Origin of the sequence: Mesorhizobium sp. M6A.T.Cr.TU.017.01.1.1 (assembly GCF_004023115.1) — a bacterium.
Taxonomy (GTDB): Bacteria; Pseudomonadota; Alphaproteobacteria; order Rhizobiales; family Rhizobiaceae; genus Mesorhizobium; species Mesorhizobium mediterraneum.
On sequence record NZ_RZTA01000129.1, the window covers coordinates 1 to 16,166 of the forward strand.

At 58.6% G+C, this 16,166-nt stretch carries 13 protein-coding genes and 2 pseudogenes; 3 read left to right on the forward strand and 12 right to left on the reverse strand.

Annotation, left to right across the window (positions count from 1 at the left end; all coding sequences use genetic code 11):
* Nucleotides 1-514: 514 nt before the first annotated feature.
* Nucleotides 515-852 (forward strand): annotated as a pseudogene (locus tag EOB36_RS36030) (LysR family transcriptional regulator); the annotation flags it as partial.
* 442 nt (nt 853-1,294) lie between these two features.
* Here the strand turns inward: EOB36_RS36030 and EOB36_RS28795 are convergent.
* Entirely contained in the window at nt 1,295-2,518 is a 1,224-nt protein-coding gene (locus EOB36_RS28795) for an IS110 family transposase (protein ID WP_245467925.1), read from the reverse strand.
* 255 nt (nt 2,519-2,773) lie between these two features.
* Between EOB36_RS28795 and EOB36_RS35470 the strand changes: the two are divergent.
* Nucleotides 2,774-2,979: pseudogene (locus EOB36_RS35470) on the forward strand (integrase core domain-containing protein); the annotation flags it as partial.
* A gap of 238 nt (nt 2,980-3,217) precedes the next feature.
* Nucleotides 3,218-4,135, forward strand: a complete 918-nt coding sequence (locus EOB36_RS28800; protein ID WP_063170390.1) for a LysR family transcriptional regulator — start codon at nt 3,218-3,220, stop codon at nt 4,133-4,135.
* A gap of 48 nt (nt 4,136-4,183) precedes the next feature.
* Here the strand turns inward: EOB36_RS28800 and EOB36_RS28805 are convergent, their stop codons facing one another.
* The 11 genes from EOB36_RS28805 to EOB36_RS28855 all read right to left on the reverse strand — a co-directional run bounded on the left by EOB36_RS28805 (nt 4,184) and on the right by EOB36_RS28855 (nt 16,113).
* Nucleotides 4,184-4,987, reverse strand: coding sequence for a TIM barrel protein (locus EOB36_RS28805; protein WP_029356612.1), 804 nt, complete (start codon nt 4,985-4,987; stop codon nt 4,184-4,186).
* A 164-nt stretch (nt 4,988-5,151) separates the two neighbouring features.
* A complete protein-coding gene (locus EOB36_RS28810; protein ID WP_051695606.1) occupies nt 5,152-6,213 on the reverse strand; it encodes a LacI family DNA-binding transcriptional regulator in 1,062 nt (353 codons plus the stop codon).
* 274 nt (nt 6,214-6,487) lie between these two features.
* Nucleotides 6,488-7,771, reverse strand: a complete 1,284-nt coding sequence (locus tag EOB36_RS28815; protein ID WP_281035504.1) for a dicarboxylate/amino acid:cation symporter — start codon at nt 7,769-7,771, stop codon at nt 6,488-6,490.
* 392 nt (nt 7,772-8,163) lie between these two features.
* Nucleotides 8,164-8,925, reverse strand: a complete 762-nt coding sequence (locus EOB36_RS28820) for a sulfotransferase domain-containing protein (protein ID WP_126104967.1) — start codon at nt 8,923-8,925, stop codon at nt 8,164-8,166.
* A gap of 287 nt (nt 8,926-9,212) precedes the next feature.
* Complete coding sequence (locus tag EOB36_RS28825; RefSeq protein ID WP_095517113.1) at nt 9,213-10,001, reverse strand: ABC transporter permease; 789 nt, start codon at nt 9,999-10,001, stop codon at nt 9,213-9,215.
* Nucleotides 10,002-10,004: 3 nt separating this feature from the next.
* On the reverse strand, nt 10,005-10,919 hold the full coding sequence (gene nodI / locus EOB36_RS28830) for a nodulation factor ABC transporter ATP-binding protein NodI (protein ID WP_029356623.1): 915 nt from the start codon (nt 10,917-10,919) through the stop codon (nt 10,005-10,007).
* 262 nt (nt 10,920-11,181) lie between these two features.
* A complete protein-coding gene (gene nodC, locus EOB36_RS28835; RefSeq protein ID WP_128286216.1) occupies nt 11,182-12,507 on the reverse strand; it encodes a chitooligosaccharide synthase NodC in 1,326 nt (441 codons plus the stop codon).
* A 15-nt stretch (nt 12,508-12,522) separates the two neighbouring features.
* Nucleotides 12,523-13,182, reverse strand: coding sequence for a chitooligosaccharide deacetylase NodB (nodB, locus tag EOB36_RS28840; protein WP_091600617.1), 660 nt, complete (start codon nt 13,180-13,182; stop codon nt 12,523-12,525).
* Nucleotides 13,179-13,769 (reverse strand): NodA family N-acyltransferase, encoded by a 591-nt coding sequence (locus EOB36_RS28845; protein ID WP_063169401.1) that lies wholly within the window; start codon nt 13,767-13,769, stop codon nt 13,179-13,181. The genes nodB and EOB36_RS28845 overlap by 4 nt, the downstream gene beginning before the upstream one ends.
* An 853-nt stretch (nt 13,770-14,622) precedes the next feature.
* Nucleotides 14,623-15,831: a beta-ketoacyl-[acyl-carrier-protein] synthase family protein gene (locus EOB36_RS28850; protein ID WP_128286217.1), complete on the reverse strand. Its 1,209-nt coding sequence runs from the start codon at nt 15,829-15,831 to the stop codon at nt 14,623-14,625.
* On the reverse strand, nt 15,832-16,113 hold the full coding sequence (locus EOB36_RS28855; protein ID WP_029356603.1) for an acyl carrier protein: 282 nt from the start codon (nt 16,111-16,113) through the stop codon (nt 15,832-15,834).
* Nucleotides 16,114-16,166 lie beyond the last annotated feature (53 nt).

The window sequence follows — 16,166 nt, forward strand, 5'->3', positions numbered from 1 at the left end:
ATTCCCTCACCGCTCTCCGACTCGGCGCGTTTCTTGATCAGGGCAATGACGTCCGTTGCGAATTGATCGGCCATTCTGTTTCCTGTCTTTCTTTCCCGCGTTTCGACCTGGACGCGGCTCAGTTCCTGAGGCGCGCCGCGTCGCGAAAATAGCCACGACGCTTGTGCGTCTGACAAAGCCCAATGCTCATAAAGCCGGATCAGGTCCGGCCGGTGTGTGGCGTAGGTGCAGTATGACGATGTGAGCCGCTACACCGTGCGCGTCTCCCAGTCTGTCCATAGGCTCGGAAGAAGTCGGACAGTTTGACATGGCCGGTCAGTTGCAACTCCCTTTCCCAGCACTCCACTGCCCGGTAGAGCGCATGAAAAATCTCCTTTCGGGCGGTTTCTTAAGACGCTCGCCACGCTATGAGGCAGTGGGGCATCGGTGTCCGTCAGGTGCTTCTGCCCATGCAGGATTCCAGAACATTGATGAAATCGTTTGTTTCGATGAAAGGCATCCACACTTTGGATAGTTGACCACGCGTTTCAAAGGTCGTGAACTACATCTCCTCGTTGTGCTCGACGCACTCCCGACAGAGCGCAACCTCATGGGCGCGGCATGCAGGATTAACCGAGCCCAGCCGGTCATGAGTGCGGCCGGCGCTCGGCTGCTCGATTATTTGCGCGATGAGCTCGCGACCATGTCCGCGGAGGTATTCAAACTTAACGCTGCGTCCGGGAGCTCTTGCCCTCCAGTTCGCGACGCTCTCCCGCCCATCCAGTGCTCGTTTATTTCGTCGGATAGTTTGACCCGGCTCTACCGAATCGCCGCTTCAGGATCATTCTTTCCGATTTCGTCACGCTCGTATTTCTGCCGCGTCCTACACCGATTGGGCGCGAACAAAACTGAGCGCCTTGGAACCCGAACCCGTGCGTCGTGACCGGGAGCATCCGGGGCGAACTCATCCGCTCGGGGGCATCGCATCACCGGACGGCGACAGGCACGGTCGACCGGCATCTCGGCATCGGCTGGGAATTCGTCCATGGTCTGCATTGGCGACGCTTCCTGAGGCCACGTAGCCCTTATGCCAAGCTGGGCGCCCGGGTCGAGCGCGTAATGACGACAATTGCTTCGCTACAGGTCAAACGCTTTCCGGGCCACCTGCAAAGTCTTCACCCGGCCGTACAGCGCCCAAGACCACTGATGTGATCGACAAGAGCCTTTTTGATAAATCTGCGCTATTCTCCTGTCGCGCACGGACGACCGCGTGGCGAAGAGCAGGGTCCGAGATGAGAGCCCTGCCGCGCAGCTTCTATCGTCGCGCCTCGTTTGCGGCATCCGTGCCTACCCTCTTCGGACCTCGTGGGTTCCAACCGGCGACGAGGCGTGCATAGGCGCCCTCGGCCTGCTCCACCCAGCGGCGCTCTTCTTCCCGGTGGCTCTTTATGTTGTAGGCGTGCGCTCCCTTTTGGCCGCGCACAGCCTTGCTCCCGGCCTTGAGTTCCACATCGCGCAAGCTTCTTGGCATGCAGGGAGGGTCGAGCCCACGCGTAACTCTCGCCCTTCTCAACAGATGCCAGATCACGACAGAGAGTTTGCGTGCGGTTGCCACGGCCGCGACATGCTGTCCGCGCCGGGCTCGCACGCCGCAGGGAGAAGGCTCGCAACGGTCCGGGAGCACGAGCGGCCGCCCAGGCCGCCTCGACGAGCATGCCGCGCGCATGACCACGGCCCTGCTTGGTGATCCGCCCATGGTAGGCCGGACCTGGCCGGACTGCCGGACGCTTGGGTTCAACCCGAGATAGGTCACGAGCTTCTGCGGATCGTCGAAGCGCGACACGTCGCCGATCGCCGCCTTCATCGCCAGCGCGACGGTGATGTCGACGCCGGGAATGGTCATCAGCCGCTTCACGCCTTCATCCTCGAGAGCCGAGCGGACAAGATCGCGTTCGATGACCTGGAGGTCTTCGCCCAATCGGTCGAACTCGCGCAGATGCCCATCGATCGCGAGGCGCTCGTCCTGCGGTACGACCTGCTCGATTAACCAGGTCCGACCCTTGGCGCCGCACAGGTCGGCATGCGGGCAGGACGGGATCAGGTGGCTATGAAGGATCGACTGGATGACGCTCTTCAATCGAGATCTCTGTCGGACAATCTGATTGCGCCGTGTCACCTGTCGACGCAGAGCCTGCGTCGGCTCGTCCGCAATCCAGACTTCTGGCAAGAAGCCGCTGGCATAGAGCTGCGCAAGAACGTCGGCGTCGATCGTCGTTTTGATCTTGGCATAGGCAACGATAAACACCTGTTTCGGGTTGGCGATCCCCACCTTCTTCACATGCGGCGCAACCACAGCTGCAGCGGACGTCGCGTTGCCGGTGGCCTCGATCACCCCGACATCGTTCGGCGACAGCTTCGCGGCGAACGCCGCCAGCAGATCGCGCCGCATGTCGACGCGGCCGAGTCGCCTGAGCCTGCCCTCCTCCCATGCCACTGCCTCGGCGAAGGCGCGGTGAATATCCAGTCCGATGATAAGCATGCCCGTTCCTCCTTCTTGGCTCGGTCAAAGACGGGAGCTGGCGGGCAACACGACATCTACTGATCCGCGCTCGCAGCGCATCCGGGAAAGTCGCGAGGGGCGGCCATGTAACGAGTTCGGGCTCTCAGCCCACGGTCTATTGACGGCCTGCCTGCACCTTTGTGCTCCCGGTGCCCCACGTCCCGGATGGGCTCACCATAAGGGTCCAAAACCAGAACAGCAGGACGAAAAGGCACCACAGATCACATACCGGATAGCGGCAAGGCCAAGCGCTTCGTTCAGACAGGCTTGCGCCAATGGGCTTAGGCCGAGCCTACAACAGCTCTCAAAAACGCTGCCGGACTGCTGCATTGGCTTCGCCGATACAATTGGCACAGGCCTCACGGCAGCTTAGGATCAAACCGCCCATCAGTCGCCTCGGACTGGAAGGGTGCACCCTATTAGGTTCCACGCCTAGCTAGGTCGGGGCCGCCGAAGACGCTGGTTGATAGCCCGGCGCCATCGGCCCGGCGTTTCAAACTGCCAATCTCTGACCTGCACAGTACGAACGATTGCTCGCTTCGGCAGATCACGCGGCTCATATGTCGGACCTTAACGTCATCCATCATAAACTTTTTGCGACAAAAGATTGCAAGAATGCTAAATTGTTAAAGTCGTTTGTTTCGGTTAAAGGCATCCATCCCATGGATGGCTGATGACATGCGTTTCAAAGGACTTGATCTAAATCTCCTCGTTGTGCTCGACGCACTCCTGACGGAGCGTAATCTCTCGGCGGCGGCACGCAGGATCAACCTGAGTCAGCCCGCCATGAGTGCGGCCGTCGCCCGACTGCGCGATTATTTCCGCGATGAACTGTTTACGATAAGAGGTCGCGAACGATTTCTAACCCCGCGTGCGGCAGCATTTGCCCCCGCAGTTCGCGACGCTCTCCAGCACATCCAGTGCTCGATTATTTCTTCGGATCCGTTTGACCCAGCTCGAGCCGATCGCCTCTTCAGGATCATTCTTTCCGATTTCGTCACGCTCGTGTTTTTCGAAAAGCTTGTGGAGCGTATTTCACGGGAAGCCCCCGCCGTCAGCTTCGAACTGCTGCCTGTCGACGATAGCCCCGATGAGCTTCTCCGGCGCGGTGACGTCGATTTTCTAATTCTACCGGATATGTTCACGTCGAGTGTGCATTCAAGCGTTGCGCTGTTTGACGAGAAGCTCGTGTGCGTAGGCTGTCCCACAAACAAGCAGCTGCCACAGCAGCTTACATTCGAGAGATACATGTCGATGAGGCACGTCGCGGTCAGGTTCGGGCGTACGATGAAGCCGTCTATCGAGGAATGGTTTTTGCTTGAGCATGGCCTTAAGAGACGTGTCGAGGTCGCCGTGCAGGGCTTCAGCATGATTCCACCTATGGTGTCCGGCACAGCTCGTATAGCGACCATGCCCTTACGGCTGGTCAGGCATTTCGAAAAAACGTTCCCCCTGCGGGTTATCGAACTTCCGCTGCCATTTCCCACATTCACCGAGACCCTCCAATGGCCGGCCCTCCACAATAGCGATCCGGCAAGCATCTGGATGCGGGAAATAATGATACAGGAGGCATCTCGGATGGCTGCCCCGCTGTGAACCCACGGAAAATTCAGGCGCACCTATAGTCACTACTGCTGTCACCATCTACTCTGACGACAATAGCCCTCGCCGGATAAAGTCGATGCTGGCGGCAAGTGCGCCTGCGAGATCGTCCAGAGAATGGACTTCCTCGACCAGCTCGAACGAGAAAGGTCCCGCGTAGCCGCCATCCAGCAGCGCCTGAATCTGGCTGCCATTGTCGGAACCTGCAAGAAAGCGATCGGGGTAAATCCAGAAGGTCGGGTCGTTTACGCTTGAAATGTGCACCAGGCCGGTAAGCTCGCAGAACAGGCATGTCTCCCCGGCCAGGGTGTGGTGGAACGTGTCGTGCACGAGGCGAAAGACGGACTGGCCATCAACCGCGGCAACGGCCTCGGCCGCTTCCTTCTTTGATCGAAGCGAGCAGGTTCGGAAACCCAGCGGCTCGATGAGACCGATCAGACCCCGCGACTGGAGGATTGGCTTGATCTCGTTTAGAGCGAAACGAAGATTGTCCTGGCGCTCGCTATTGGTGGGCCACGAGCTGCGGTTGGCCGGCACCAACACGAGCGTCTCCGCCCCGCACGCCGTCGCATAATCGGCGAGGTTGCTTGCCTCGGCCTGACGCGTTGGAGTCCAGTCGTTGAACCGCTGCAAGGCGTTGACAGAGATGATCGTGACGCCCGCTTCGGTAGCGGCAAACCGAACGTCCGCAGCCGGAATGCCGCGTGCGACAGGATTGCTGAAATGAGGGTAACGGATTTGGACGTCGGTCAGGCCTTGGTCACGGGCAAGCGCGAAAAGCGCACTGACGTCAAGGCGGGGCGCCGCCATGTGATCGAGTGCAAAGCGGGGCGATACCTGGCGCATTGCTTGACTTTCCTTCCATGAAGCGCGGCTGCCATTTCGGCATCCGGCTTCTTTCAAGACGGAACCACGCCGGTTCACAGATCGGACAGAGACGGCCGAGTCAATCGAGCTTTCCTTTCATCGGTGAAAGGAAAATGGGCGCTCATGATAGAAATCCATCAAGGTCAAATATTTTCCGGAAGATAAATGTCGAACGGCAGAAATGTCTGCCCCGGGCTCTCCGCGACGCCGGCTTTGATGGCCCGCTCCATTGCCATTATCAGCTCCTGGCAAAGTCGGCGCATTGGCGTGCCGACCGCCATCGTCAAGATGTCATCCGCAAGCGCCCCACGTGACTGCGGCGTCATTTCACTCACGATCGCGACGAGATCCTGACCGCTCCCCTCTTCTCGGAGCGCGGAAATTGCCCCCTCTATCCCCCCGCCGGCCATATAGAAGCCGACGAGCTCTGGTTCCCGCTGCATAAGATCCAGCAATTTTTCGTAAGTGAGCTGCCGTTCATCAAGGTTCACCAGCGCATCAAGCACCTCGAATTTTGGCGCGTTCTCACGAAAATACGCACGAAAGGCCGTTTCCCGCGTCGCATGCGCCTGGAAGCGATGGCTTCCGACAAACACCGCCACCTTGCCGGGCCGTTTTGCGGCCTTGGAAAACACCCAAGCGGCAGTCCGTCCGACCTTGCTGTTGTTGAGGCCGATGTAGCCCTCGCGCACGCCATCGGCGAAGTCGGATAGCAGCGAAAATACCGGGATACCTTTCGCCTTGAGCTCCTCGACTGATGCTGTGATTTTCGGGTGATCGGCCGCCACCATGGCGATCGCCTGGCAGCGGCTCCCAAGGTCCTTAAGAAGCGGGAGCAGGTCACGCGGCAAATGTGACTGCGCGAACTCGATGATCGGAAGGCCGTGGAAGGATTTAGCCATACTGACCGACTCTTCGATCTTGCGAGCGAAATCTTGGTAGAAATCGTGGGTAGGTTTTCTCAAGATGAAGCCCAGCTTGTAGTGCGGCAGGTGCTGCTGCAAGCGCTGTTTGATGAGACCGGCAGCATGATAGCCGATCGCGTGCGCGGCCGCATGGACCCGCTGGGCGGTCTCCTCTCGCACCGGAAGGCGGACGTTCAGAACCCGATCGACTGTTGCTACGCTGACTCCGGCTTCGCGGGCGAGATCGGCTATTGTGACGCGCTTTCCCCTAGCGATTCTGATCGGCCGGTCCTCCATCATCCGGTGCGCTCCCGCGACGGCTTGGGGCGGCAAGCTGAAATAGTTCCCCCACCCCGCGGATAGCGCATTCGACGAACAGCGCTCCATGCGCACCCAGATGAGTCTCCGTGAACCGTTCGTTTGCTTAGGGGCTTCATGGTGTGTATTACTCACTGCGTTAGTACTCTATTTCCAGCGCTCTTTGGAGGCTGGCAATTCGACTGTTGTGTCAAGGCCGCTACTTACACGTCGCGCTGTTGCGATCTTGCTTGCGGGGAGCCAGTTTGATGTAACCCTAACCGCGGAAAGCGGTTTCCATCCGTGACTGGTCCAATTCGCCTTCCCAGCGAGCGACAACGAGCGATGCCACCGCATTACCGACTAAATTCGTCAGCGCGCGGCATTCCGACATGAAGCGGTCCACGCCAAGAATTAGAGCCATTCCGGCAACGGGAACACTCGGCACGACAGAGAGAGTAGCGGCCAATGTGATGAAGCCGGCGCCGGTGACGCCTGCCGCACCCTTCGAGGAAAGCATCGCAATTAGCAGCAGGAGGATCTGATCGGCAATTGACAAATCTGTGTTCGTCGCCTGGGCGATGAAGAGGGCGGCGATCGTCATGTAGATATTGGTACCGTCCAGATTGAATGAGTATCCAGTAGGGATGACGAGACTTACGACCGAACGGGCGGCGCCGGCCTTCTCCATCTTCTCCATTAGCGAGGGCAGCGCGGCCTCCGAGGAGGACGTTGCCAGGACAAGCAGCAGCTCGTCCTTGATGTAGCGGACGAGAGAAAAGATCGAGAAGCCGTTGTAGCGGCAGACCGCGCCGAGAACCCCGAACACGAAGAGGAAGGCGGTAAGATAGAACGTCGCGACCAGTATCGCGAGGTTGGCCACCGAACCGATTCCGTATTTGCCGATCGTAAAGGCCATTGCGCCGAAGGCGCCGATGGGTGCAGCCTTCATCAGAATGCCGACGAGCTTAAAAATGGGGGCGGTAAGCGCCTGGAGAAAGGTAACGACCGGCCTGCTCGTCTCTCCGGTCATCGCCAAAGCAATGCCGAACAGGACCGAGAAGAACAGGACTTGCAGGATGTCGCCTTCCGCGAAGGCACTGGCAATCGTTGACGGGATGATGTTCATCAGGAAGCTGGTCACGGACTGCTCGTGAGCCGTGGCCACATAGCCCTTAACGGCTTGGACATCGAGCGAGGCCGGATCGATGTTGAGGCCGGCGCCAGGTTGAACGATATTCGCGACAATCAGTCCGACAACGAGTGCAAGTGTCGAGAAGGTGAGGAAATAAACCATCGCCTTGGCGGCAACTCGGCCGACCTTCTGCAGATCGCTCATGCCGGCAATGCCGGTCGCAATTGTCAGGAAGATGACAGGTGCGATAATCATCTTGACGACTTTGATGAAGGCATCGCCGAGCAGCTTCAGGCTCTGGCCGGTTTCCGGATAGAGGTAGCCAATTGCGGCTCCCAGGACTATGGCGGCAAGCACCTGCACGTAGGTCCGGGCAAAATGGGGCTTGCGGGGCGCTGCGATCGCGCGGGGGACTCTTGGAACCAACACCGTTTCTCTCTCCCTGACCGGATCGGGGTGGGGGCTCCTCCTTCTCCCATGCTGCGCTCCGGTCGAGCGCTGCTGTCATCTCGGAGCAAGCGCCGTGCCAACTGGAGGCCTGTCCCGTCCAGCGAGATTGGTGCGGGTTGCGCACTGGAACCCTCCACCTTTGCCGGAATTTGCACTCAAGGCTCGCCAAAGATCGCGTCTGAAGAAGTGCTTCGCCAGAGAGGGAATTGACCAGGTCGCCTTGCGGCCGTGTCTTTGATGTCTGCCGCAGATCGACTGCCGGCCGATATCTCTGTCGTCTTGGTGACTTTGGTTTGTCAGTTTTGCGACGGAATGCGCGCAAACTGCAGGATATCCTACACGCCCATCAGAGCACGCGGTACAAGCGATTAAGCGTAGGAGCGCATTGAATCTCCGAGGTCAAAAAATCTTGAATAAGGTCCCCGTGCGAAGTGAATCCGCAACTCGTCAAAGTTCTCCACCGTTTGATCCAGCGGTCGCGTTTCCTGGCGCTGCAGGATGGCGTTATCTGATGGCTCAAGCGCTGGAACGCCCAGGAAATCCCAAACCGCTCCCAAGCATTGGGCAGGTCCGTGAAGAAGGCTCTCGTATTCCATTACAAGCAGGTTGGTCGACGTGAAGGATTCCATAACGCGAGCGTGAAAATCGTCGGCGGCTTTGAAATAAGCCTCACAGTCAGCGATTGACAACCTGACGCTCGGTGGCCGAGCGGTATCGTTGTCCGACCTGAACTTCAGCCACTGACCGCTTTCCCTGGCCTGCACAAAGGATCGGAGCGATTCCAATACGTTTCGGCGAACAACGAGGATGACCTTGAGTGCTGGCCAACGAGCTAATTCCGCAAAGAATGCTGGACGCTCGCGAAACTGAGGTTCATTGATCTTGCAGCCAAGATGCGTCACATTCTTGTAGTCGCGCATAGGGCAGCGCACATAGGCAAGCTCAAGAAGCTCGCGATCCGTGCCTAGCAGGCGATCCGTGCTGGGCCAATTGGGATCATATTCGTTTAGCAACTCACCGTTACTCAAAACGGTCGGATGCTCGTTTAGCAATTCTTCTAAATAGTGTGTTCCGGTCCTTGGCATAGCAAGGATCACAAAAGGCTCAGGAGTTGGTTCGTTGTGGGTCATTGCATGTGTATCCAACTAAATAATGGCCGCGACGGTCTGGGGACGCGCACAAGAAGCTTGGCTGCTATCGCTTGAACGCTCCGGGTGGGTCCGCGCCTCACCACTCAGCCTGTACTCCGAGGTGTGGTCGCGAAGATGGGCGCGTGCCTGCAGCGGCTGGGTGGCGCCCGGCTTCGGCGTTGTTGTACCACTCGCGATTCCTGGCACACGCATGCCTCCGGGCCGCTGTGGGCAGTTTGCAATCGGGCATTGCGGACCTCCTTCTCGTTGATGGGCGTAGGTAAGCGTCAACGCATTAGTCGTCGATGAAACAGTCCAGCCGACAGAAAAAAAGGCAATACAGCGAACATGCAAAGTGCGCCTATATGCAGCCCTACATTGTCGCCCAGGCGGCCGAGCATCACCGGACGGATTAGATCGATAGAATTCGCCAGCGGCGAGAAGGCCGCAATCTGCTGAAACACTCCTGGCAATTGGCCGACTGGAAAAACCGCGCCCGAAAGGAACAGCATGGGTGTGATGACAAGCGTCTGATAGAAAATAAAATAGTGATAACTGGGCGCGAGCGCGATGACGAGCATGGCCAGGCTCGCAAAGGCGAACCCGGTGAGAGCGATGACCGGCAGCACGTAGAGAACCGACGTCCACGCGGCATAACCTAGCGCGGCGGCAACAATCGCAATTGTCGTACCGGCCAGAAAGGCCTTTGTGGCTGCCCAGGTCAATTCACCGAGAACGATGTCGCCGAGGGTAAGTTGTGTGTGCAAGATTGCTTCCCAAGTGCCCTGATCCCGCATTCGACCGAAAACCGCGTAAATTGTTTCGAAGGTCGATGCTGTCATCGCGCTTGTCGCAACCATGCCGGCTGCCAGAAAAGCGATGTAGGATGCACCTTCGATGCGGCCTACCAACAGTCCAAGGCCAGTGCCGAGCCCGAAAAGGTAAATCATCGGATCAGCAAGGGTGCCGAGCATTGAAGCAAATGCCACCTTCTTCCATGCCAAATGATTGCGGCGCCACACCGCGATCCAGTTCCAGGCGTTGGCGGGTAGAGCGGCCGCAAGACGTTCACCCATTGCTCACTTCTCCATCTCACGTCCGGTTAGCCGCAAGAAAACGTCCTCCAGACTGGGTGGACGCTCCAGAATACGCAGACCCGCTCGACCGCGAAGCTGGATGCGCACATCCTCCGGATCAGGCGCATAGCAAAAGAGCGTCTCGCCGCTTACCTCGATACGCTGAACGTACGGCCTGATCAGCGAAATCAGCTCCTGTGGATTGCCGCCGAAGATCTCGATCACGTTGCACCCAATGTACTCGTCGATCAGCGCATGAGGACTGCCCTCGGCGATCTTGCGTCCCCGCTCGAGAACACACAGCCGATCACAAAGCCGCTCAGCCTCTTCCATGAAATGGGTGGTCAAAATGATCGTTTTTCCGCTCGCCAGCAGGAAACGAAGTCGCTCCCAGATCAGATGGCGGGCATGCGGGTCGAGGCCGGTCGTGGGCTCATCCATCACAAGCAACTGGGGGTCGTTGATCAGAGCACGTGCCAGCGTCAGGCGCCGCTTCATCCCGCCGGATAGCAGGCCGACACGTGAATCCGCCTTGCTCTCAAGGCGAGCGAACTCGAGGAGCCGTGGGATGACGGCGTTGATCTCTCTTGTACTCATGCCGAAGTAGCGCCCGAACACCAACAGGTTCTCACGTACCGTAAATTCCAGGTCGAGATTGTCGAACTGCGGGACCACGCCTATGCCCTTGCGGGCCAAGCGGCTGCGTGCCGGCACTGGTAGACCGAGGACTGTTATATCACCCGCGTCAGGCCGGGTCATACCGAGGAGCATACGCGCAATCGTGCTCTTGCCTGCGCCGTTCGGCCCCAGCAGACCGAAGCACTCTCCCGATGCAACGGTGAAGGACAGCCCGTCCACAACGAGCTTGTTCCCGAATAATTTGGTTACGCCGGTAAGGTCGATTGCTACATTGGACATGCGTCTATCTCAAGCGGAATGAGTCCGATTGGCCACCGGCAGCTTACTTACGAATTCTGGTTCAGAGCAGGCCACCGCCTTGAGATGGCACCTTTGGAAAGTCGCGGCCGGAGCGACGCGTGTATCGCTTCCGCCAAAGAATTAACGTCAAGGTGCCAGGTGTCGCTTCCAGATAGTTCCCGATCTGACCATAGGTAACTCGACAAGCTTCACCCCGTGTCGACTGACACAACTTACTCGGTCACTCGGCGCTGCAAGGCCGTCAGACTTCACCAGCTGTGAGCGAAAGATCTGCAGTATGAAGTGACTCCGCAATTCCAGAATTGCCCGCAGCATTTGCTCCGGCAAGCGGCATCGCGCTTGTGATTTCCTTTGTGCTCCTGTTGGGCAGGGGAACACTTTTACGCGACAGCCAATCGCTATTGCTCAATGTACACAGGGCGTAAGCCTTCAAGGGGATCAACAGGAATATCCTGATTAACGCGTGCATTGAATAGCCGATGAATCGAAGCTGCCGAGTGCGGAAAGATAACACTGCAGATCTGATTATGGTCATCGTGACAATAGCCAGCACCGTCCACCAATTTACTGTATGTGAAAATAGTAGCTCACCGAGCGCCGTTACTACCGCGATGCCGAGCAACAATGGGCCGAGATTCTCTCCCATCACATCCAAAGTTAGATAGCGATCCAGGCCACGCAGTAGACCTCGCGCAAGCATCGTGTCCCGGAAAGTGCTTCGTGCCCAGCGGAGTTGTTGGCGCAAATAAGGTCCCATCTTGTCCGGAACGACTGTCGCCGCGACGGCACCTGGAACGTACTCGGTTCGAAAGCCTGCTTTCAGCATGAGGATCGTAAGATGACGGTCTTCACCGAAGTCGCTTGGTTTCCCCCTGAACAGCTGCGTCTCGTATTGATCCAGCAGAGAAAGGAGACAAGACCGGCGGTACATTGCACATGGGCCGCAGCAGCACATGACCGCACCAAAGCGACCTTGCGCCGCGCGCTCCTCATTGCAAGCCAGCCAGTATTCCATATCGATCAATCGGGTCAACCAAGTGTCGCTGCGGTTGTATGCCGTCAGCTGGCCCATGGCCGCTCCGACCATGGGATCCCGCATTTTTACTGCAAGCTTCGTGATGACGTCGGACGCAAGTGTCGTGTCAGAGTCGACGCTGAGCACGAAATCTCCAGATGAGCGGCGGATGGCGGCGATCTGCGCCTTGCGTTTGCCAACATTCTCGCGGAGCAGAATGAAATTGAATCTCGGGTCGCCCTCGTAGGCGTGATGTACCGGGATGACGGCATTACGATTTCCAGAACCGTCGTCAACCAGATAGACCTGAAATGTTCCGGCGTAATCTTGAATTGCAATGGAAGCTAAACACGCCGCGAGTGTGCGCGGGTCCTCATTGTAGCAGGGGATGATGACATCCACGCTCGGCCAACGGTCGGATCCGAACAAGCTTTCCGACGGCGGCGTAACATTTTCCGGTTGGGAGTAGACCGCTTGCATGCCTCTGTAAACAGTCGAGAGCACCGCATAAGACGAAACGGCAACAGTACTGGCTGTGGTGAGAAGGTCCATAGGATCTCTGTTTGTTCAGGGATGTTGAGGAAGTGATCGGATTACAAATCCGCGGCCGTGCAATTCTGGAATTAGGCGTGACAACGCTGTCACCGTCTGGTCGCGCAGACTGGCTTGATTGCCTGGTTGCAATTCGTCGGGAGCGCACCCGTCGTGCAACAGCACGATTGCGCCCGGCCGGATATCGGCGAGCACTCTGTCGACGATGGCGTCAACGCCGGGGCGAGACCAGTCGCGTGGATCAATGGACCAATGGACGGGCGCCAATGCCGCACCCGCTGATGCAGCGATTACTTCTTCGGTCCAGATGCCATACGGTGCACGAAAGTACCGAACCATGGCCTGCGGGCAAGCCATCCCTATGACTCTGTTTGCCTCAACTATCTGGCGGTCGACTTCGACGGGCCCGCATTTAGCCAGGTCCGGATGAGTCATCGTGTGGTTGGCTATACCGTGCCCGTCTGTAATAATTCGGCGAACGAGTTCCGGCTCGTCGGCCGCGTAGGCCCCAACAACGAAGAAGGTCGCCGGCACCTGATGTTGCGCCAGCACATTGAGTATCTGCGGTGTGAAAAATGAATTGGGACCGTCGTCAAACGTCAGATAGACGCTGCGCTCTGCAATGCCATCGGCATTGTCACTCTGCCCTTCGCATATGTAGTCCAGAGGCTTCATAGTTCCGGACCGTTCCGGTCGATCAGGGTACCGGACGGCCACTCGTCCATCGAGCGTCCGATCGGCGAAACCAACACGAGTACGTCTTCCAGGCGCGTGGGCGGCAGGTCGGGATGCACATCTGGACGGGTCGACCGTACGCGAACGCCCGACACAATGTTCGCGAGGCCGGCTCTGCAGAATCTTTCGACATGGTTTCGCAGCGCGTGCCGAACCGTGCCGAAAGCGAATGGAACACCCAACTGATGGAGCACTGGGTACGCCACGCGCATCGAAAAACCGATTCCGAGCCCTTCAAGATCCGGACGAACCGCGTACAGGCCCAATTCAGCGACGATCAAGTCGACCTCGCCAACTTTGATGAAGCGCCGCAGCATGCCGATGTGAGCCGCTACCCCATGCGCGTCGTAGCCGATTGCGCGGAATTCCGGCCTCGCGCCGGCCCAACTGCGGCCGCCTTCGAATGGCTCCGCGTTGAAGGCGCCAGTCCGTCCATAGGTCTTTCGAAAAAAGTCGGAGAGTTCGACATGGTCGGCCAGTTGCAACTCATTTTCCCAGCACAACTTCCACTCGACATTCGGGCGCATGGAAGACCTCACCTTGTAGCTGTCTGGTTGAGATAAATGTCCAAGCATTGGTTAAATAATTGGCGTCGCGCCAACGGGGCGTAACTTGTGGAGACCGCCGAAAGACCAAGCCGCAATGCAGATGCGACTGACTTTGTACGCCCCGCACACCAGATGATGCTCCTCGGATCCAACGCAACCATCGGAACTACCTATCTTTCCAACTTGAAGCGCTTCTATGGGACCTGCAGCAAAAACGGTAAAATCCTTTGTTTAGATGAAAGGTATCCACGCTTTGGATAACTGGGCGAATGCGTTCCATATGGCTGGTCAATTATCGTCGTCACGCTCGAGGCACTTCTGACGAAGCGCAAAGCTCACGCCCGCGGCACGCGCGGCCGTTGCCGGGCCGCGCGATTATCTCCGTAAGAGGCGAGCGGAGCTCAGACACGACGATTGATCAGAATCTGATTCGCGGGTTCAGTATCTCTTTCGTGTATCCAGCTCTGGGCTGTCCTTTGGCGGGAGTTAGGTTCGCCCAGGTTCTGAGCCTGGGGCGTCGGCCCGTTCGCCGCACAGGCTCCTTCGCACATCGTCGAGGCCGAGAAAGAGGGGGCCACACAGCTCCCCCTGTACTTTCCACCACCCGACACCAGCGCTCACCCAGGGCGCCGGCCTTGCTCACCTCAACGGATAGCGCACTCGCGCCGCTTCACGATTAAAAGAATTCTACAAGCAGATGCCTGTTTGATCGTGAGACGTCCGCTGCCAATTCCCGCATCGCAGAGGCAGCCAATAGCGCTCGCTTCACATAGTGGTCCGGCAAGCAGCTAGATACGACAGGTGACCTCAAATGAGGCGTCTTGCATGGCTTCTACACCTGCCTGAATGCCAGGACTGCGTTCGTGCCGCCCATGGCGAAGGCGTTGCTCATGGCGACGCGCACCTTGCGCTCGCGCGGCACATTGGGTGTGATGTCGAGGTCGCAAGCGGGATCTGGCTCGCGATAGTTGGCGGTCGGCGGCACGACGTCCTCTTGGATTGCCATCACGCAGGCGATCATTTCAAGCGCGCTCGCTGCGCCGAGGCAATGCGCGTGCGTGGACTTGGTGGAAGAGATGGACATCGAATAAGCGTGGTTTCCAAACACACGCTTGATCGCCGCCGTTTCAGTCTGATCATTGCTCTTGGTACCGGTGCCGTGCGCGTTGAGGTAGTCGACGTCCTCGGCATTCAGCCCGGCATCGGCAAGGCAGGCGCGCATCGCCGACGCTGGCCCCTCGACAGATGGCGCGGCGATGTGGAAGGCATCGGCGGAAAGGCCGACGCCGGCGATCTCGGCAAGAATTGTGGCACCACGCCTCGTGGCATGCTCGTAGCTTTCCAGCACGGCCATGCCCGCACCCTCGCCCAGCACCAGGCCCTTCCTATCGGCGGAGAAGGGCCGGCAGGGATCGGGTGAAAGCACGCGCATTGCTTCCCATGCTTTCAGCACGCCCCATGCGAACGGCGCGTCGCTGCCCCCGGAAACCATTACGTCGGCCCGGCCCAGCTTGATCTGATCCACCGCCGAGGCGATCGCATGGTTGGCCGAGGCACATGCGGAGGTCACCCCGAAGACCGGCCCGCGCAAGCCGAGGCGCAAGCTAAGATGGACGGAAGCGGCGCTGGGCATCACCTTTACTCCAGTGAAGAGTTCAGCACGGATTGCGCTACCCAAAAGCAGTGAGCGGTAAGTTTGTTCTGTTGCGTATGAACCGGTAAATCCGACGCCCACTGTCGCGCCGAAGCGATGGGCATTCCCCTCGTCGCAGGAAAGTCCGGCCTGCCGCATGGCTTCGCGCGCTGCAAGCACGGCGAGCAAGCTGAAGCGGGCCATGGAGATGAGATGCCCCCGGTTGATGTCGTGCTCGGGCAGCGCCTTGATCTCAGCGCCGGTCATGCCCTCCAGGTCATGAAGCTCGGAATTGGCGAGCGGGCCGATGGCGGAGCGGCCTTCGCGCATCTCTTTCCACATAGAGGCGGCGTCAGTGCCCAGTCCGCACAGGCCGCCCACTCCGGTGATAACGACGCGCCTGTCCATTCAAGCCTCCTTCGCAAGCAAGCCGCGGACGGCTTCCACGACGTCGCCGACATTCTTGAGATTGGACCAGGCATCGGCCGTGTTCATGTCGATCTTGATGCCGTAGGCCTGCTCCACATCCCAGAGGACGTCCGCCAAACCCAGCGAATCGAACCCGAGCGCGTCCAGTTCCGTGGCGATTGTTATCTCGCCGACGAATGACGCAGGCATTCCCTCACCGCTCTCCGACTCGGCGCGTTTCTTGATCAGGGCAATGACGTCCGTTGCGAATTGATCGGCCATTCTGTTTCCTGTCTTTCTTTCCCGCGTTTCGACCTGGACGCGGCTCAGTTCCT